This is a genomic window from Enterobacter sp. E14S, assembly GCF_055666685.1.
On record NZ_JBVODQ010000006.1, the window covers coordinates 79,556 to 96,836 of the forward strand.

Annotated in this window: 20 protein-coding genes; 7 read left to right on the forward strand and 13 right to left on the reverse strand. The window is 56.6% G+C overall.

What is annotated here, in order from left to right; translation table 11 throughout:
* Positions 1 to 15 precede the first annotated feature (15 nt).
* Both diaA and dolP read left to right on the forward strand, forming a co-directional pair.
* Positions 16 to 606 carry a DnaA initiator-associating protein DiaA gene (diaA, locus tag ACZ6J2_RS14180; protein WP_003861754.1) on the forward strand — a complete coding sequence of 197 codons (591 nt, stop codon included), beginning with the start codon at positions 16 to 18 and terminating at the stop codon, positions 604 to 606.
* Between the two features lie 9 nt (positions 607 to 615).
* Positions 616 to 1,191: a division/outer membrane stress-associated lipid-binding lipoprotein gene (dolP, locus tag ACZ6J2_RS14185; RefSeq protein ID WP_029739641.1), complete on the forward strand. Its 576-nt coding sequence runs from the start codon at positions 616 to 618 to the stop codon at positions 1,189 to 1,191.
* Between the two features lie 66 nt (positions 1,192 to 1,257).
* On the opposite strand, the gene ACZ6J2_RS14190 is transcribed toward dolP, so the two are convergent.
* Complete coding sequence (locus ACZ6J2_RS14190; RefSeq protein ID WP_064673360.1) at positions 1,258 to 2,295, reverse strand: permease; 1,038 nt, start codon at positions 2,293 to 2,295, stop codon at positions 1,258 to 1,260.
* A 40-nt stretch (positions 2,296 to 2,335) separates the two neighbouring features.
* Positions 2,336 to 2,980, reverse strand: coding sequence for an NAD(P)H-binding protein (locus ACZ6J2_RS14195; protein WP_471726014.1), 645 nt, complete (start codon positions 2,978 to 2,980; stop codon positions 2,336 to 2,338).
* A 128-nt stretch (positions 2,981 to 3,108) separates the two neighbouring features.
* Between ACZ6J2_RS14195 and ACZ6J2_RS14200 the strand changes: the two genes are divergently transcribed.
* Positions 3,109 to 3,627: a type 1 glutamine amidotransferase domain-containing protein gene (locus tag ACZ6J2_RS14200; protein ID WP_471726015.1), complete on the forward strand. Its 519-nt coding sequence runs from the start codon at positions 3,109 to 3,111 to the stop codon at positions 3,625 to 3,627.
* Here the strand turns inward: ACZ6J2_RS14200 and ACZ6J2_RS14205 are convergent.
* A complete protein-coding gene (locus ACZ6J2_RS14205; RefSeq protein ID WP_409245638.1) occupies positions 3,607 to 4,041 on the reverse strand; it encodes a YhbP family protein in 435 nt (144 codons plus the stop codon). The two genes, ACZ6J2_RS14200 and ACZ6J2_RS14205, sit on opposite strands and share 21 nt — an antisense overlap.
* A 14-nt stretch (positions 4,042 to 4,055) precedes the next feature.
* Here ACZ6J2_RS14205 and ACZ6J2_RS14210 point away from each other — a divergent pair, with 14 nt between their 5' ends.
* Entirely contained in the window at positions 4,056 to 4,385 is a 330-nt protein-coding gene (locus tag ACZ6J2_RS14210) for a GIY-YIG nuclease family protein (RefSeq protein WP_023309323.1), read from the forward strand.
* Here ACZ6J2_RS14210 and ACZ6J2_RS14215 read toward each other — a convergent pair.
* Entirely contained in the window at positions 4,372 to 4,875 is a 504-nt protein-coding gene (locus tag ACZ6J2_RS14215; protein WP_023309324.1) for a GNAT family N-acetyltransferase, read from the reverse strand. The genes ACZ6J2_RS14210 and ACZ6J2_RS14215 overlap by 14 nt on opposite strands.
* Positions 4,869 to 5,393, reverse strand: coding sequence for a ubiquinone anaerobic biosynthesis accessory factor UbiT (gene ubiT, locus ACZ6J2_RS14220; RefSeq protein ID WP_029739636.1), 525 nt, complete (start codon positions 5,391 to 5,393; stop codon positions 4,869 to 4,871). Before ubiT ends, ACZ6J2_RS14215 begins: the two co-directional genes overlap by 7 nt.
* Positions 5,394 to 5,604: 211 nt before the next feature.
* Here ubiT and ubiU point away from each other — a divergent pair, with 211 nt between their 5' ends.
* The 3 genes from ubiU (at position 5,605) to ACZ6J2_RS14235 (ending at position 8,572) form a co-directional block, all read left to right on the forward strand.
* On the forward strand, positions 5,605 to 6,600 hold the full coding sequence (ubiU, locus tag ACZ6J2_RS14225; RefSeq protein WP_023309326.1) for a ubiquinone anaerobic biosynthesis protein UbiU: 996 nt from the start codon (positions 5,605 to 5,607) through the stop codon (positions 6,598 to 6,600).
* Positions 6,601 to 6,607: 7 nt separating this feature from the next.
* Entirely contained in the window at positions 6,608 to 7,486 is an 879-nt protein-coding gene (locus ACZ6J2_RS14230) for a U32 family peptidase (RefSeq protein ID WP_471726016.1), read from the forward strand.
* A gap of 78 nt (positions 7,487 to 7,564) precedes the next feature.
* The gene (locus tag ACZ6J2_RS14235; protein WP_047646424.1) at positions 7,565 to 8,572 is read left to right on the forward strand and encodes a luciferase-like monooxygenase; all 1,008 of its coding nucleotides are present in this window, start codon (positions 7,565 to 7,567) and stop codon (positions 8,570 to 8,572) included.
* 62 nt (positions 8,573 to 8,634) lie between these two features.
* Here the strand turns inward: ACZ6J2_RS14235 and mtr are convergent, their stop codons facing one another.
* From mtr to rbfA, 8 genes are all read right to left on the reverse strand, one after another.
* Complete coding sequence (mtr, locus tag ACZ6J2_RS14240) at positions 8,635 to 9,879, reverse strand: tryptophan permease (protein WP_471726017.1); 1,245 nt, start codon at positions 9,877 to 9,879, stop codon at positions 8,635 to 8,637.
* Between the two features lie 142 nt (positions 9,880 to 10,021).
* A complete protein-coding gene (locus ACZ6J2_RS14245) occupies positions 10,022 to 11,917 on the reverse strand; it encodes a DEAD/DEAH family ATP-dependent RNA helicase (RefSeq protein WP_032639702.1) in 1,896 nt (631 codons plus the stop codon).
* Positions 11,910 to 11,990, reverse strand: coding sequence for a protein YrbN (gene yrbN / locus ACZ6J2_RS14250; RefSeq protein WP_097397692.1), 81 nt, complete (start codon positions 11,988 to 11,990; stop codon positions 11,910 to 11,912). The genes ACZ6J2_RS14245 and yrbN overlap by 8 nt, the downstream gene beginning before the upstream one ends.
* Positions 11,991 to 12,097: 107 nt before the next feature.
* Entirely contained in the window at positions 12,098 to 12,982 is an 885-nt protein-coding gene (gene nlpI / locus ACZ6J2_RS14255) for a lipoprotein NlpI (RefSeq protein ID WP_149367574.1), read from the reverse strand.
* A 108-nt stretch (positions 12,983 to 13,090) separates the two neighbouring features.
* Positions 13,091 to 15,229, reverse strand: coding sequence for a polyribonucleotide nucleotidyltransferase (pnp, locus tag ACZ6J2_RS14260; RefSeq protein WP_023309332.1), 2,139 nt, complete (start codon positions 15,227 to 15,229; stop codon positions 13,091 to 13,093).
* 242 nt (positions 15,230 to 15,471) lie between these two features.
* On the reverse strand, positions 15,472 to 15,741 hold the full coding sequence (rpsO, locus tag ACZ6J2_RS14265) for a 30S ribosomal protein S15 (protein ID WP_003861789.1): 270 nt from the start codon (positions 15,739 to 15,741) through the stop codon (positions 15,472 to 15,474).
* A gap of 154 nt (positions 15,742 to 15,895) precedes the next feature.
* Positions 15,896 to 16,846, reverse strand: a complete 951-nt coding sequence (gene truB / locus ACZ6J2_RS14270) for a tRNA pseudouridine(55) synthase TruB (RefSeq protein WP_471726018.1) — start codon at positions 16,844 to 16,846, stop codon at positions 15,896 to 15,898.
* The gene (rbfA, locus tag ACZ6J2_RS14275; protein WP_003024988.1) at positions 16,846 to 17,250 is read right to left on the reverse strand and encodes a 30S ribosome-binding factor RbfA; all 405 of its coding nucleotides are present in this window, start codon (positions 17,248 to 17,250) and stop codon (positions 16,846 to 16,848) included. Before rbfA ends, truB begins: the two co-directional genes overlap by 1 nt.
* Positions 17,251 to 17,281: the final 31 nt, after the last annotated feature.

A 17,281-nucleotide genomic window follows, 5' to 3' on the forward strand; every position in this document is an offset into this window, starting at 1 on the left:
TTTAAAAGGGATAACGTGCTCGAAAGAATTAAAGTGTGCTTCACAGAAAGCATCCAGACTCAGATTGCCGCGGCGGAAGCCCTTCCGGATGCTATCTCGCGTGCCGCAATGACGCTGGTGCAATCCCTGCTTAATGGCAACAAAATCCTCTGTTGTGGCAACGGCACGTCAGCCGCCAACGCACAGCATTTTGCTGCCAGCATGATCAATCGCTTTGAAACAGAACGCCCGAGTTTACCCGCCATTGCACTTAATACCGATAATGTGGTCTTAACGGCGATTGCTAACGATCGTCTGCATGACGAAATTTACGCAAAGCAGGTGCGAGCCCTGGGTCATGCGGGAGATGTGCTGCTGGCCATCTCCACGCGCGGCAACAGCCGGGACATAGTCAAAGCCGTTGAAGCCGCCGTCACCCGCGACATGACCATCGTGGCCTTAACCGGCTATGACGGGGGTGAGCTGGCGGGTCTGCTTGGGCCGCAGGATGTGGAAATCCGCATTCCTTCTCACCGGAGCGCGCGTATTCAGGAGATGCATATGCTTACGGTGAACTGCTTATGTGATTTGATCGATAACACGCTTTTCCCTCACCAGGATGATTAAGGAGTTCTTATGAAGGCTTTATCGACCCTCGCAGTCCTTATGTCTGCATTACTGCTTCAGGGATGTATCGCTGCGGCCGTTGTGGGTACGGCCGCGGTAGGCACCAAAGCGGCAACCGATCCACGCACCGTGGGGACACAGGTGGATGACGGTACGCTGGAGCTGCGCGTCAACAGTGCGCTGTCGAAAGACGAACAAATCAAGAAAGAAGCGCGTATCAACGTGACGGCTTATCAGGGCAAAGTGCTGCTGGCAGGCCAGGCGCCAAATCTGGAGCTCGCCTCTCGCGCGAAACAGATTGCAATGGGCGTCGAAGGGACCACAGAGGTGTTTAACGAAGTGCGTCAGGGCAAGCCAATTGGTCTGGGTGACGCCTCTTCCGATACCTGGATCACCACCAAAGTGCGTTCCCAGCTGCTGGGCTCGGACCAGGTGAAATCCTCCAACGTGAAAGTAACGACTGAAAACGGCGAAGTGTTCCTGCTGGGTCTGGTGACCGACCGTGAAGGGAAAGCGGCGGCGGATATCGCCAGCCGGGTGAGCGGCGTGAAGCACGTCACCACCGCGTTTACTTATATCAAATAAAAAAATCCCCTCGCTTGAGGGGATTTTTTTGTAGGCCCGGTAAGCGCCAGCGCCACCGGGCTTTTTTTACATCAACGCAATACTGCCCACAATCACCCCGCTCAACGCCACCAGCCCTGCGGTCAGCCACAGCGCTTTCGCCGGGAACGACTTACGCAGCATGATAAGCGACGGCAGGCTGATCGCCGGCAGCGTAATCAGCAGCGCCAGCGCCGGCGCGGTGCCCATACCGGCCAGCATCATGGTCTGAACAATCGGGATCTCCGCCGCCGTTGGGATCACAAACAGGCAGCCTGCGACGGCCATCGCAATGACCCACATCAGCGTGTTGTCGATAGCGCCATCCGCATGCGGGAAGAGCCAGACGCGCGCCGCCCCCAGAACCAGCACCGCCAGAATATAGACCGGGATGGTGCTCCAGAAAAGCTGCCATAGCGCCCTGCCCCAGCGCGCAAAGAAGCCCCCCTGCGGTTCGCTGACGTCCAGCTCAACGGCTGCGGGTTCTGCGGCAGTATCCTTCACCAGTTTTTGCACCAGCGTCGCCACCACCAGCACGGTCAGCAGCCCGGCGACCAGACGGATGAACGCGAAATGCCAGCCCAGCACAAAGCCCATAAACACCAGCGTCGCCGGGTTGAGCAGCGGGTTCCCCATCCAGAACGCCAGCGCGCCGCCCATCGACACGCGCTGACGGCGCATCCCTGCGGCCACGGGCGCGGCGCAGCAGGAGCACATCATGCCCGGCAGGGAGAAAATCGTTCCCAGCAGCGTGCCCTGAAAGCGCGGCTGCCCGAGGGTTTTCACCAGCCAGTTGCGGGGGATAAGCACCTGAATCAGCGAGCCCAGAATGACGCCTAAAACGGCGGCCTTCCAGACGGCAAGGAAGTAGACCATGGCATAGTCCCACGCCGCCTGCAGCGGGCTGGAATCAGCCTGAGCGAGAATAGATTTACCGATGCTGTGCGTTTCGGCGGCAGTGAAGGCTTTACCGTAGTACGGCTGCCATTTCACGTACCAGAGGCCAACAATGACCACGAGAAAGAAGAGTGCGGGCTTCCACCACTGAACAGGTGTTGCCGCCTGAGATGAAGACTGACCAGTCATAGCATTCCCCGGAGAGTATTAGGTTATTAGCCGGGGGAGTTTACGCCTCGCCCTGCGCGATTTCACGCAGTTTTGCCGAAGGGATAATGTTTACGCCCGCTTTCGACGGGGCCAGCCCCTCTTTTAACATCGCGCGCGCGACGTCCCGCGCCTCGATGGATTTCCAGTTGCCGGGAAGGACGCGAAACAGCGGGGCAAATATTGACTCGTTAAACCGGCGTTCGTCCCGGTGGCCGATCAGCATCGAAGGGCGCACAATCGTCAGCTGCTCCCATTTCTGCGCAATCAACGCATCCTCCATCTTGCCCTTCACCTTGTTGTAGAAGAAAGGCGATCCAGCACTGGCGCCCAGCGCGCTGACCACCAGAAAATGTTTGGCCCCCAGCTTTTTCGCCGTGAGCGCGGTATCCACCACCAGCGTGTAGTCGGCGTGGATAAAGGCCTCTTTGCTGCCCGCCTCCCGCCGCGTGGTGCCCAGACAGCAAAAGGCGATATCAATGGGATCCTGCACCTGCGCCAGCGCGTCGGTCAGCTGAGGATCGTGCGGATTAAAGACGCCGGATAAGTCCGCCAGCGGTCGACGCGTCGGGGCTGCGATATAGTTCACGCGGCGATCCTGAATCAGCAGCCGCAGCAGATGATCGCCCACTAACCCGGTAGCACCTGTAATCAATACCTGACTCATCTTTTCCCCTTTACAGAATTGTCCGTTTGCGAACTCAGCGTCGTCGACCACACTTAGAAGTCTGTTACGGGTAAGTATTTACCACAAGCGGAGAAAAATCAGTCTGAAGCCAAAACAACGGAGGAAGCATGGGCAAGAAAATCGCAGTCTTGATTACCGACGAGTTTGAAGATTCAGAATTCACCTCTCCATCAGAGGCGTTCCGCAAGGCGGGACATGAGGTCATCACCATTGAGAAAGAGGCGGGCAAAACGGTGACAGGCCATAAGGGCGAGGCGACCGTGACCATCGATGAGACCATCGATAACGTTAGCCCCTCAGATTTCGACGCTCTGCTGTTACCCGGCGGCCATTCCCCGGATTCACTGCGCGGGGACGAGCGCTTCGTGACCTTCACCCGGGACTTTGTCTCGACCGGCAAACCGGTCTTTGCCATCTGCCACGGCCCGCAGCTGCTCATCAGCGCAGAAGTGGTCCGCGGGCGTAAGCTGACCGCCGTGAAACCGATCGTTATCGATCTGAAAAACGCGGGAGCCGAGTTTTACGATCAGGAGGTGGTCAACGACAAAGACCAGCTGATCACCAGCCGAACCCCGGACGATCTCCCGGCGTTTAACCGCGAAGCGCTACGCCTGCTCGGCGCGTAACCAGTGCAGCTTCTTGCCAAAGCCCAGGGTGTTGTCGGTAAATTTCAGCTCATCGAGGCGGATTTCCCACATCGGGGCTTTTAGCGCAGCGGCAACGGGAAAGCGGCGCGTGTAGAGCTTACGGCGCGCGTCGCTCTCTTCACCATCCAGACGACGGATCTCCCCTTTAAACTGCACGCCGCGGATCAGCGCGACCGTTTTCGGCTGGCCGTTTACCGTGCCTGCCACCTTTGCCTGCTGGCCGGTCATCTGCGCATGACGCGTTTTGTCTTCACTCATGACATAAAAAGCCACGCGCTCAGGATCGTAGTAGTAAAACGCATTTGCGCACCACATCTCCCCCTCGTCACAGACGCACCAGGTGACAACATGCTGCTTCGCCAGCCAGCGGTTAATGGCGGCCAGTGTTTCCATTTTCATTCTCTCTCATGCTATGGTGCGTTCACCTTAACATACTGAATCCGTTTACCGTGTGCTGGTTTCTCTATCTTGTCCGAACCGCTGATAACGCCCTCTACACCGGGATCACCACCGATGTGGCGCGGCGATTTTTACAACATCAAACGGGGAAAGGGGCAAAAGCGCTGCGGGGGAAAGGGGAATTACAGCTCGCCTTTTCAGCGGCGGTCGGCGACCGATCGCTGGCGCTCAGGCTGGAATACCGCATCAAGCAGCTGACGAAGCGCCAGAAAGAGCGCCTCGTGACCGGAGACGGCTCCTTTGAGGCGCTACGCGAGAGCCTGATTAAAAGCGATTGAAATGGTCGTGATACTCGACCAGCCCGTTGACGCCGTTGAGCGCGTCGTCCGCCAGACGGTGGACCTGGAAAGCGGATTCCGTACCCGGCCAGCGACAGCGCAGATCGTAATGCGCGGCCTGCTCAAAGCCTAAACGGCCATAGAACGCCGGATCGCCCAGCGTGACAACGGCGGCATAGCCAAACTCATTGAGCGAATCCAGCCCTTCATAGACCAGCTGGCGCGCCAGACCTTGCCCGCGATAGCTCTCATCTACCGCCAGCGGCGCCATGCCGACCCATTGCAGCTCTTCGCCCTGAACGATGACCGGACTGAAGGCAACATAGCCCACCACCTGACCTTCGTCATCGGTGGCAACCAGCCCCAGCGTAATCAGGCCGTCTTCGCGAAGGTCGTGGACCAGTTGGGCTTCGGCATCGCTCGCAAAGGCGCGGCGTAACAACGCATCGATCCCCGGCGCATCAATCCCAATTTCGACTCGAATCAGCATGGCTCACCTACTGAAGTGTGTTTACCGTCCGGCGGGGTTTTCAGCCCGGCCTCAACGAAATCTGCCATTTGCATTAACATCACGCGCAGCGCTTTTGGCATCTGCTCCAGCTCAATGGCATCCATTAAATTCTTCACGTACAGGCCCAGCTCCGTGTCGCCTTCAATCACCAGACGGCGCTGGAAGAAGAGCGTATCCGGATCCTGCTTGCGCGCGGCGATCATCAGCAGATCGCTGGCGTTGGCGCTAAAGCTCACATCCGCGTCGGCGGATTCACGTACGATCAGCTGGTCATTCTCAACGGAGGTAAACCAGCGCAGCCCGATGTCACGCACCTCAATGCTTAACCAGCGGCCTTCCAGGAACTCCAGCTCGCCGTCCTGCAGCGCCTGGCGGAACTGCCAGCTCAGGACCTGCTCCAGCACCTGCCGTTTAAGCGCGAACGGTGCCAGCTTGACCGGCACGCTCAGCATTGATGGACCAAATTGTACGAGACGTGAACGCAGTTTATCCAGCACGAGCTTTACTCCCTGATATCTATAGTCCTGCTATTTTGCCATATCCGAAGCGCAACATAGCGGCGTAAATCAACAAACCGTCGTCAGCCGTACCTCATTATTGGTGTCATCAATACGCCATTAGCTGCCTTAAATCAAAAATTGTCGCGTATGGGTTAATTAAAATCCCAGCTCGTTAACAATTTTGCGATCGACTACATCAGGATAAATTATGGAGCTGCTCTGCCCTGCCGGAAACCTTCCGGCGCTTAAGGCGGCCATCGAAAATGGGGCCGATGCGGTCTATATCGGGCTGAAAGATGACACCAACGCCCGCCATTTTGCTGGCCTCAACTTTACGGAGAAAAAGCTTCAGGAAGCCGTTAACTTCGTTCACCAGCACCGCCGCAAGCTGCATATCGCCATCAATACCTTTGCTCATCCTGACGGCTACGCCCGCTGGCAGCGCGCGGTGGATATGGCGGCACAGCTGGGTGCCGATGCGCTGATCCTGGCCGACCTCGCCATGCTTGAGTATGCGGCAGAACGCTATCCCCATATTGAGCGCCACGTCTCTGTTCAGGCATCTGCCACCAACGAAGAGGCGGTGCGTTTTTACCATCAACACTTTGACGTGGCCCGCGTGGTGCTGCCGCGCGTGCTCTCTATTCATCAGGTTAAGCAACTCGCGCGCGTCACGCCAGTGCCGCTGGAGGTTTTTGCCTTTGGCAGCCTGTGCATCATGGCCGAAGGCCGCTGCTATCTTTCCTCTTATTTAACCGGTGAATCACCGAATACCGTCGGGGCCTGCTCTCCTGCCCGCTTTGTTCGCTGGCAGCAGACCCCTCAGGGGCTGGAATCTCGCCTGAATGAGGTGCTGATTGACCGCTACCAGGACGGTGAAAACGCCGGTTATCCAACCCTGTGTAAAGGCCGCTATCTGGTCGACGGCGAGCGCTATCACGCGCTGGAGGAGCCGACCAGCCTCAACACGCTGGAGCTGCTGCCGGAACTGCTGGCGGCCAATATTGCCTCGGTGAAAATCGAAGGCCGCCAGCGCAGCCCGGCCTATGTGAGCCAGGTGGCGAAAGTGTGGCGTCAGGCCATCGACCGCTGCATGGCGGATCCGCAGAACTACGCTCCACAGCAGGCCTGGATGGAGACGCTCGGATCGATGTCCGAAGGCACGCAAACCACGCTTGGCGCGTATCACCGTAAATGGCAGTGAGAAAATCATGAAATATTCATTAGGACCGGTGCTCTACTACTGGCCAAAAGAGACGCTGGAAGATTTTTACCAACAGGCCGCGACCAGCAGCGCCGACGTGATTTACCTCGGCGAAGCGGTGTGCAGCAAGCGCCGCGCCACCAAAGTGGGCGACTGGCTGGATATGGCGAAAGGCCTGGCCGGCAGCGGCAAGCAGGTGGTGCTCTCCACGCTCGCACTGGTGCAAGCGTCTTCCGAACTGGGCGAGCTGAAGCGCTACGTCGAAAACGGCGAGTTCCTGCTGGAAGCGAGCGATCTGGGCGTGGTGAACATGTGCGCTGAACGCAAGCTGCCGTTTGTCGCGGGCCATGCCCTCAACTGCTACAACGCCGTAACCCTGCGCCTGCTGCTCAAACAGGGAATGACGCGCTGGTGTATGCCGGTGGAACTCTCCCGCGACTGGCTGGCTAACCTGCTTAACCAGTGCGAAGAGGTGGGCATTCGCAATCAGTTTGAAGTGGAAGTGCTGAGCTACGGCCATCTGCCGCTGGCCTACTCCGCCCGCTGCTTCACCGCACGCTCGGAAGACCGCCCGAAAGACGAGTGCGAAACCTGCTGCATCAAGTACCCGAACGGACGCAGCATGCTGTCGCAGGAGAATCAGCAGGTATTTGTCCTCAACGGTATTCAGACCATGAGCGGCTATGTCTATAACCTCGGCAACGAGCTGGCGTCGATGGACGGGCTGGTGGATATGGTTCGTCTGTCGCCGCTGGATACCGGGGTGTTCGCGATGCTGGACGCCTTCCGCGCCAATGAAAACGGCGCCGCTCCGCTGCCGCTGACGGCAAACAGCGACTGCAACGGCTACTGGAGACGGCTCGCCGGGCTGGAGCTGCAGGCGTAAAAAAGGCTCACTTTGTTAACAACGGTTATCATCTTTTAATGCAGTATTAAAGATTGACCGTCGACAAAGTGAGCTGTTATGACTGACAAAACCATTCCGTTTTCGGTGCTGGATCTGGCGCCGATCCCTCAGGGCTCCTCGGCAAGAGAAGCCTTTTCGCACTCTCTCGATCTGGCTCAGCTGGCCGAAAAGCGTGGCTATCACCGCTACTGGCTGGCCGAGCACCACAACATGGTGGGCATCGCCAGCGCCGCGACCTCGGTACTGATTGGCTATCTGGCGGCAAATACCACCACCCTGCACCTGGGCTCCGGTGGCGTAATGCTGCCGAACCACGCCCCGCTGGTGATTGCCGAGCAGTTTGGCACCCTGAATACGCTCTACCCGGGCCGTATAGATTTAGGGCTTGGTCGTGCGCCTGGCAGCGATCAGCCAACCATGCGCGCCCTGCGTCGCCATATGAGCGGCGATATCGACAACTTCCCGCGCGATGTGGCTGAACTGGTGGACTGGTTCGACGCGCGCGATCCGAACCCGCACGTGCGCCCGGTGCCGGGCTACGGTGAGAAGATCCCGGTGTGGCTGTTAGGCTCAAGCCTCTACAGCGCACAGCTCGCCGCGCAGCTTGGGCTGCCGTTTGCGTTTGCCTCCCACTTTGCACCGGATATGCTGCATCAGGCGCTGCACCTTTACCGCACCAACTTCAAACCGTCCGAGCGTCTTGAGAAGCCGTACGCGATGGTGTGCATCAACATCATTGCGGCCGACAGCAATCGCGATGCGGAATTCCTGTTTACCTCAATGCAGCAGGCGTTTGTGAAGCTGCGCCGCGGTGAGACGGGCCAGCTTCCGCCGCCGGTGGAGAATATGCATCAGCTGTGGTCCGCCTCCGAGCAGTATGGCGTGCAGCAGGCCCTGAGCATGTCGCTGGTAGGCGATAAGGCGAAAGTGCGTCACGGGCTGGACGCGGTGCTGCGCGAAACGCAGGCGGATGAGATTATGGTTAACGGCCAGATTTTCGATCATCAGGCGCGTTTGCATTCGTTTGAACTGGCGATGCAGGTGAAAGAGGAGCTGGTGGGGTAGTTTTTGCTTTTCTCCCTCTCCCCGTGGGAGAGGGCCGGGGTGAGGGGTTCAAACCGCACGTTTTACTGGTAAACGGGCAACAGATTAAAACTCGACAGCACGTGTACCAGAGCGTTACCAACGCCGAATACCAGAATCAGCGCAATCATCGGCTTGCCGCCCCAGACGCGGAATTTTGGGCTGCCGAAGCGTTTACGTGATTTGCGCGCCAGCAGCGCCGGCACAATCGCCGCCCAGATAGTTGCCGCCAGCCCTGCATAACCGATGGCATACAGGAAGCCGTTCGGCCACAGCAGGCCGCCCACAATCGGCGGCAGGAAGGTCAGCAGCGCGGTTTTTAAACGCCCCATCGCAGAATCATCAAATCCGAACAGATCCGCCAGATAGTCAAACAGGCCCAGCGTCACGCCCAGGAAAGAGCTCGCCACCGCAAAGTTAGAGAAGATCACCAGCAGCAGATCCAGGCTGCGGCTGTTCAGCACGCCGCTCAGCGCCTGCACCAGCACGTCGATGTTACCGCCCTTCTGGGCAATGCCGATAAATTCCGGACGCGGGATGTTGCCCATCGTCCCCAGCAGCCAAATCACATACAGACCCAGCGCCAGCAGCGTGCCGTAGACCAGACACTTCACAATGGTGCGGGGATCTTTGCCGTAGTACTTCATCAGGCTCGGCACGTTACCGTGGTAGCCAAACGACGCCAGACAGAACGGCAGCGTCATCAGCAGGTACGGCGTGTAGGAGGTGTTCACTTCGGCGACGTTAAACAGCGTGGCGGGCGTCACGTGCCCCAGCAGGCTGCCGAAGGTCAGGAAGAAGGTGATGACTTTAGCGCCTAATACGATCGCCGTCATACGGCTCACCGCTTTGGTGCTCATCCAGACGATAAACGCCACAGCCAGCGCAAAACATAGCCCTGCCAGACGCGCCGGAACGTTCAGCGACATCTCCGAGAAGGTGTGGTGCAGAATCGAGCCACTCGCTGAAATATACGCGTAGGTCAGGATATAGAGCACAAACGCGATGGATAGCCCGTTCACCAGGTTCCAGCCTTTGCCCAGCAGATCTTTGGTAATGGTGTCGAAGCTGGAGCCGATGCGGTAGTTCAGGTTTGCTTCAAGGATCATCAGCCCGGAATGGAGCATGCAGAACCAGGTGAACACCAGCGCCGCCAGCGACCAGAAGAACCACGCACCGGACATGACCACTGGCAGGGAAAACATCCCGGCACCAATGATGGTTCCGCCGATGATCACCGCGCCGCCAAGCAGCGAAGGTGACGTTTGGGTGGTGGTTAGTGTCGCCATACAGCCTTTTCTCCAGTCAATCATGCGGTTCTGCATTTTAATGTGACGCACTGTACCAGTACAAGAGTACAAAGGGAATAAAAAAAGCCCCGATAGCGTATATCGGGGCTGTATATTTTACTTTACGTCAGAAGCGAAAGGCTTACGCGTCACCGAAACGACGGCGGCTGGTGCCTTCTTCACGACGTGGGCCACGGTTTTCGCGGCGCTCGCCGGAGAAACGACGGCCTTCACCACCGCGACCTTCGCTGCGGCCGCCTTCACGACGCTCACCACCGAAGCTGCGACCACCGCCACGACGTTCACCACCGCGGTCAGGGCGTGGCTGTGCATCACCCATCAGCTGCATGTTCATCGGCTTGTTCAGGATGCGGGTACGCGTAAAGTGCTGTAGCACTTCGCCCGGCATGCCTTTTGGCAGCTCGATGGTGGAGTGGGATGCGAACAGCTTGATGTTACCGATGTAACGGCTGCTGATGTCGCCTTCGTTAGCGATCGCGCCAACGATGTGACGAACTTCAACGCCATCATCACGGCCCACTTCAATGCGGTACAGTTCCATGTCACCCGCGTCGCGACGCTCGCGACGTGGACGGTCTTCACCACCACGCTCTGGACGGTCACCACGTGGGCCACGGTCATTACGGTCGCCACGACGTTCGAAGCGATCGTCACGGTCACGGAATTCACGCTTAGGACGCATCGGCGCATCTGGTGGCACGATCAGGCTACGTTCACCCTGAGCCATTTTCAGCAGTGCTGCAGCCAGGGTTTCCATGTCCAGCTCTTCGCCTTCAGCAACAGGCTGAATCTGCGACAGCAGCGCACGGTACTGGTCAAGATCGCTGCTTTCCAGCTGCTGCTGTACTTTCGCGGCGAATTTTTCCAGACGGCGTTTGCCCAGCAGATCTGCGTTTGGCAGGTCAGCTTCTGGAATGGTCAGCTTCATGGTGCGTTCAATGTTACGCAGCAGACGACGCTCGCGGTTCTCAACGAACAGCAGAGCACGACCCGCACGACCTGCACGACCGGTACGGCCGATACGGTGAACGTAAGACTCGGAATCCATCGGGATGTCGTAGTTTACAACCAGGCTGATACGCTCAACGTCCAGACCACGTGCTGCCACGTCGGTTGCAATCAGGATATCCAGACGACCGTCTTTCAGACGCTCCAGAGTCTGCTCACGCAGAGCCTGGTTCATGTCGCCGTTCAGCGCTGCGCTGTTGTAGCCGCTACGCTCCAGGGCTTCAGCCACTTCCAGGGTCGCGTTTTTGGTACGCACGAAGATAATCGCCGCATCAAAATCTTCCGCTTCCAGGAAACGTACCAGCGCTTCGTTTTTGCGCATGCCGTACACAGACCAGTAGCTCTGGCTGATGTCCGGGCGAGTGGTTACGCTAGACTGAATACGCACTTCCTGAGGATCTTTCATGAAGCGCTTGGTGATACGACGAATCGCTTCTGGCATGGTGGCAGAGAACAGCGCGGTCTGATGACCGTCCGGGATCTGCGCCATGATGGTTTCGACGTCTTCGATGAAGCCCATACGCAGCATTTCATCTGCTTCATCCAGTACCAGTCCGCTCAGTTTAGAGAGGTCCAGAGTACCGCGCTTCAGGTGATCCAGCAGACGGCCCGGCGTACCGACAACAATCTGTGGGCCCTGGCGCAGGGCGCGTAACTGCACGTCATAACGCTGGCCGCCGTACAGGGCTACCACGTTTACGCCGCGCATATGTTTAGAGAATTCCGTCATGGCTTCTGCAACCTGAACAGCCAGTTCACGGGTTGGAGCCAGGACGAGGATCTGCGGTGCACGCAGGTCCGGATCAATGTTGTTCAGCAGCGGCAGCGAGAATGCTGCAGTTTTACCGCTACCAGTCTGGGCCATGCCCAGCACGTCACGACCAGAAAGCAGGTGTGGGATACACTCAGCCTGGATCGGAGATGGTTTTTCGTAACCCAGATCGTTAAGGGCTTCAAGGATAGGAGCCTTCAGGCCCAGATCTGCAAAAGTGGTTTCGAATTCAGCCATGTAGTACAAGTGCCTCGATATTAATGGCGGCCAGTCTACTTAGCTCATCGTGAAAATGATTAGCAATTTTCATTGAAAAGTGTGAACCGGCTCAAAGTAGGTGTATTGACGAACAACAACGCCCTCACCAGTTAAGATGATGGCAATCAAAAGATTACGGGCTGATGTTTATGTCGTCAGCTATTGCTGGTCCGATTCTGCCAGGTCGTCATGCTCCTGGCCCAAGAGCGATAATTCCAACAATGCATAACGGTGCTCAACGAAGTTGTGTACGTTGTTAGCAACCGCTAATTTGAACAGTGCCGTAGCGCTGTCCATATCCCCCAGACTTAGGTAGTACTTACCTAAATAGAAGTTGGTTTCACTGAGATGCTCAGCGAGCGAGGTGTTATCCGTTGCGTCCGCCTTGAGGCGTTCCATCAGCGTTGCTTCGCTAATGTTGCCCAGGTAGAACTCGACAATGTTCCATCCCCACTGTTCCTTGTCCGATTTATCGAAGCGCTGTTTCAGTGCCTCTTTTGCCTGCTTCTCATTGAGCTTCCGCTCAACGATGTAAAGCCACAGGCTACGGAAAGGATCATTAGGATCGTCTTGATAAAACGCCAGCAGATCATCTTGCGCTAACTTATCACGACCGCCGTAATACAATGCGATACCGCGATTCAAGTGCGCGTAGTTGTAAGTTGGATCAAGCTCAAGTACAGAATCAAACGCTTCATAGGCAGCATCAAAATTGCCTGCCTGCGTTAAATAAATGCCTAAGTAATTGAATACTTCAGGCATATCAGGTCGGATAGCCAGCGCTTGTGAAAAATCATTTCGCGCCAATGCCCTCAGACCGAGACTATCATACAACACTCCGCGCTCATATAAAAGCTGTGCGCGTTCTTCATCGGTTAAAGCCCGACTGGCAAGTATTTGTTCCATGCGTGCCAGGATCACTTCCTGCTGCAAAGTCGGTTGCAATGGCACTGCGAGGACTTCGCTCTTACGCCAGGCAGAGTTGCTGCATCCTGCCAGCGTTAAAGCTGTCGCAACGAAACACCAGCGCAAAAAAGGCTTCATTTCCCACTCCCGAAGACAACTATTGGATGAACGTCCTGTCCCCCGGCGGCTTAACAAGGCGTCCTGCCTGATAATAGGCCCTCCGCAAAGCGGAGGGCAAATGGCAACTTACTCGCCTTGCTGTTCTGCTGCCTGTGCTTCTGGCGCAGCAGCTGGCTGAGACTGCTCGGTTGCTTCTTTAATGCTCAGACGGATACGGCCCTGGCGATCAACTTCCAGAACTTTCACCGGTACTTCCTGACCCATCTGCAGGTAATCGGTCACTTTCTCAACGCGCTTGTCAGCGATCTGAGAGATGTGAACCAGACCTTCTTTACCGCCACCAATGGCAACGAACGCGCCAAAGTCAACGATACGGGTCACTTTACCTGCGTAGACGCGGCCCACTTCGATCTCTGCAGTGATTTCTTCGATGCGACGGATCGCGAATTTCGCTTTCTCGCCGTCGGTTGCTGCGATCTTCACAGTACCGTCATCTTCGATTTCGATGGTGGTGCCAGTCTCTTCGGTCAGCGCACGGATTACGGAACCGCCCTTACCGATAACATCTTTGATCTTGTCTGGATTGATCTTGATGGTGTGGATACGTGGAGCGAACTGAGAAATGTCGCCACGCGGCGCGTTAATCGCCTGTTCCATCACGCCCAGGATGTGCAGACGCGCACCTTTAGCCTGGTTCAGAGCAACCTGCATGATCTCTTTGGTGATACCTTCAATTTTGATATCCATCTGCAGCGCAGAGATACCTTCGCGGGAACCCGCTACTTTGAAGTCCATATCGCCCAGGTGGTCTTCATCACCCAGAATGTCAGACAGAACAACGAAGTTGTCGCCTTCTTTCACCAGGCCCATTGCGATACCCGCAACGGCGGCTTTGATTGGCACGCCTGCATCCATCAGCGCCAGAGAAGCACCACACACGGAAGCCATGGAAGAAGAACCGTTGGATTCGGTGATTTCAGACACTACACGAACGGTATACGGGAATTTGTCGGCTTCTGGCATTACTGCCAGCACGCCGCGCTTCGCCAGACGACCGTGACCAATTTCACGACGCTTCGGCGAGCCAACCATACCGGTTTCGCCTACGGAGTACGGAGGGAAGTTGTAGTGGAACAGGAAGCTGTCAGTGCGCTCGCCCATCAGTTCGTCGATGATCTGTGCGTCACGTGCAGTACCCAGGGTCGCGGTAACCAGCGCCTGCGTTTCGCCACGGGTGAACAGCGCGGAACCGTGAGTACGTGGCAGAACACCAGTACGCACATCCAGACCACGGATCATGTCTTTTTCGCGGCCATCGATACGCGGCTCGCCTGCCAGCACACGGCTACGAACAACGTTTTTCTCGATTGCGTGCAGGATGTCGCTCAGTTCGTTAGCGTCCAGCGCTTCGTCTTCAGCAACCAGGGTCGCGATAGTTTCAGACTTGATCACGTCAACCTGAGCGTAACGCTCCTGTTTGTCAGTGATGCGGTACGCATCGCTCAGGCGAGACTCTGCCAGGGCTGCAACGCGTGCGTTCAGCGCGTCGTTTGCCGCTTCTGGCTGCCAGTCCCAACGTGGTTTACCGGCTTCTTTCACCAGGTCGTTGATGTTCTGGATAACGATCTGCTGCTGGTCGTGGCCAAATACCACAGCGCCCAGCATCTGGTCTTCGCTCAGCAGTTCAGCTTCGGATTCAACCATCAGCACAGCCGCTTCAGTACCCGCAACAACAAGGTCCAGCTTACTTTCTTTCAGCTCTTCCTGGGTTGGGTTCAGCACGTACTGGTCATTGATGTAGCCAACGCGCGCGGCACCGATTGGGCCATTGAATGGAATACCAGACAGTGACAGGGCAGCGGATGCGCCGATCATGGCAACGATGTCCGGGTTAACCTGTGGGTTAACGGAAACAACGGTCGCGATAACCTGTACTTCGTTAACGAAGCCTTCCGGGAACAGCGGACGAACCGGGCGGTCAATCAGACGCGCAATCAGGGTTTCGCCTTCGCTTGGGCGGCCTTCACGACGGAAGAAACCACCCGGGATTTTACCGGCAGCGTAGGTACGCTCCTGGTAGTTAACGGTCAGCGGGAAGAAGTCCTGACCTGGTTTAGCTTTTTTCTGGCCAACAACGGTAACGAATACCGCAGTGTCATCCATGCTTACCATAACGGCAGCAGTAGCCTGACGTGCCATCATGCCGGTTTCCAGCGTGACGGTATGTTGACCATACTGGAATTTACGAACGATCGGATTCAGCAAAGTTCTGTCCTTTCTTAAATGTTTGACAGCACACCACCGGTGTGCTGTCGATTTAACCCGACCTTCTTCGCATCCTCGCGACTAATGACAACCAACACCCCCATGGGTGAAGCCTCTCATTAGCCGCGCGAACCTCTGCAATGAAGATCATTTATAGCAACAATACAATAGTTTCCAGTGAATTGCTGCCGTCTGGTTGAAAAAAGGGGCCATCAGGCCCCCTTTTCTGAAACTCGCAAGACTTAGCGACGCAGACCCAGACGCTCGATCAGCGCGGTGTAGCGTGCAACATCTTTACGTTTCAGGTAGTCGAGCAGTTTACGACGCTGAGAAACCATACGCAGCAGACCACGACGGCTGTGGTGATCTTTTTTGTGCTCTGCAAAGTGACCCTGCAGGTGGTTAATCTGTGCAGTCAGCAGTGCAACCTGAACTTCGGTAGAACCGCTGTCGTTAGTACCACGACCAAACTCAGAAACGATTTTAGCTTTAGCTTCAACGCTTAGAGACATTTTCAAACTCCAAAATATAAAGAATGTAAGGATGCCGATCTCTAATTCAGCAATCCCATGTACGCCTCGCAGATTGTTAAACAATTTACCAGGCGTTAAGCGGCGATATTCTACTCGTCTCCCCTGCTTATCGCAAGGTAAGCCGTTATCACCGTCACGCGTCGACCGGATATTCGACGACCAGACGACGCGGCGCAACGCGCCCTTCGCCATCCATTTCGCCCATACCGATGAATTTCCCTTCGTCACCTTCGGTCACGCGTACCAGTCCTTCAAGCGGCGCTTCCGCCGTACGAACCGGGTTGCCGTTCTTAAAGTAAACGGACGATGTTAAAGGAAGATTAACAACCGGGAAGTCCGCTGCCGGACTGTCCATCGGCATCAGCAAGGGATCCAGCAAATCTGCCGGCGCAATCCCCTGCGCTTCCGCCTGTTCTACCAGCTCGCGCAGATATTCCAGGGTCACCATCCGCTCCACCGGGTACTTGCTTACCGCCAGACGGCGCAGGTAGATCACATGCGCGCCACAGCCCAGCTTTTCACCGAGGTCGTCGATGATGGTGCGAATATAGGTCCCTTTCGAACAGTGTACTTCCAGCTCCAGCTCATCACCTTCGTGGCGAATAAACAGCAGCTCATACACGGTTATCGGACGGGCTTCACGCGGGACTTCAATGCCCTGGCGCGCATATTCGTAGAGCTTCTTGCCCTGATATTTCAGCGCCGAATACATCGACGGCACCTGCATCGTGTCCCCGCGGAAGCTCTCCAGCGCCGCATCAAGCTGTTCGGCGCTGAAGGTCACCGGGCGCTCTTCCACCACCTGACCATCCGCGTCGGAGGTATCCGTACGCTGGCCTAGCTTCGCGATAACGCGATAACGCTTATCCGAGTCGAGCAGGTACTGGGAAAACTTTGTCGCCTCCCCCAGGCAGACCGGCAGCATACCGGTCGCCAGCGGATCGAGCGCGCCGGTGTGGCCCGCACGGTTGGCGTTATAAATACGCTTAACTTTCTGCAGCACGTCGTTGCTGGAAGCGCCCTGGGGTTTATCCAGCAGCAGCACACCATGCACGTCGCGACCGCGACGACGAGGACGACTCATTAGTCCTCCTTGCTGTCGTCCGCCGGGTTAACACGACGTTCGTCGTCATGTTTAACCACGCTGGTCACCAGGTTGGACATACGCATACCTTCGACCAGCGAGTTGTCGTAGAAGAAGGTCAGCTCAGGCACGATACGCAGGCGCATCGCTTTGCCGAGCAGAGAGCGAATGAAACCAGAGGCTTCCTGCAGCGCTTTAATGCCGTTTTTCACTGCCGCTTCGTCCTGATCGTTCAGGAAGGTGACGAACACTTTTGCATACGCCAGATCGCGGGACATTTCGACACCGGAAACGGTGGTCATCATGCCGACGCGCGGGTCTTTAATTTCACGTTGCAGAATGAGTGCGATCTCTTTCTGCATTTCCTGCGCTACGCGCTGAGGGCGACCAAATTCTTTCGCCATAATAAATTCTCCAGACAAAAAAGGGGCTAAA

Coding starts and splice junctions, on each gene's coding strand:
- dolP (WP_029739641.1), top strand. CDS start 616: ATGAAGGCTTTATCGACCCTCGCAGTCCTTATGTCTGCATTACTGCTT.
- ACZ6J2_RS14190 (WP_064673360.1), bottom strand. CDS start 2,295: ATGACTGGTCAGTCTTCATCTCAGGCGGCAACACCTGTTCAGTGGTGG.
- ACZ6J2_RS14195 (WP_471726014.1), bottom strand. CDS start 2,980: ATGAGTCAGGTATTGATTACAGGTGCTACCGGGTTAGTGGGCGATCAT.
- ACZ6J2_RS14200 (WP_471726015.1), top strand. CDS start 3,109: ATGGGCAAGAAAATCGCAGTCTTGATTACCGACGAGTTTGAAGATTCA.
- ACZ6J2_RS14205 (WP_409245638.1), bottom strand. CDS start 4,041: ATGGAAACACTGGCCGCCATTAACCGCTGGCTGGCGAAGCAGCATGTT.
- ACZ6J2_RS14210 (WP_023309323.1), top strand. CDS start 4,056: ATGCTATGGTGCGTTCACCTTAACATACTGAATCCGTTTACCGTGTGC.
- ACZ6J2_RS14215 (WP_023309324.1), bottom strand. CDS start 4,875: ATGCTGATTCGAGTCGAAATTGGGATTGATGCGCCGGGGATCGATGCG.
- ubiU (WP_023309326.1), top strand. CDS start 5,605: ATGGAGCTGCTCTGCCCTGCCGGAAACCTTCCGGCGCTTAAGGCGGCC.
- ACZ6J2_RS14230 (WP_471726016.1), top strand. CDS start 6,608: ATGAAATATTCATTAGGACCGGTGCTCTACTACTGGCCAAAAGAGACG.
- ACZ6J2_RS14235 (WP_047646424.1), top strand. CDS start 7,565: ATGACTGACAAAACCATTCCGTTTTCGGTGCTGGATCTGGCGCCGATC.
- mtr (WP_471726017.1), bottom strand. CDS start 9,879: ATGGCGACACTAACCACCACCCAAACGTCACCTTCGCTGCTTGGCGGC.
- ACZ6J2_RS14245 (WP_032639702.1), bottom strand. CDS start 11,917: ATGGCTGAATTCGAAACCACTTTTGCAGATCTGGGCCTGAAGGCTCCT.
- yrbN (WP_097397692.1), bottom strand. CDS start 11,990: ATGAAAATTGCTAATCATTTTCACGATGAGCTAAGTAGACTGGCCGCC.
- nlpI (WP_149367574.1), bottom strand. CDS start 12,982: ATGAAGCCTTTTTTGCGCTGGTGTTTCGTTGCGACAGCTTTAACGCTG.
- rpsO (WP_003861789.1), bottom strand. CDS start 15,741: ATGTCTCTAAGCGTTGAAGCTAAAGCTAAAATCGTTTCTGAGTTTGGT.
- truB (WP_471726018.1), bottom strand. CDS start 16,846: ATGAGTCGTCCTCGTCGTCGCGGTCGCGACGTGCATGGTGTGCTGCTG.
- rbfA (WP_003024988.1), bottom strand. CDS start 17,250: ATGGCGAAAGAATTTGGTCGCCCTCAGCGCGTAGCGCAGGAAATGCAG.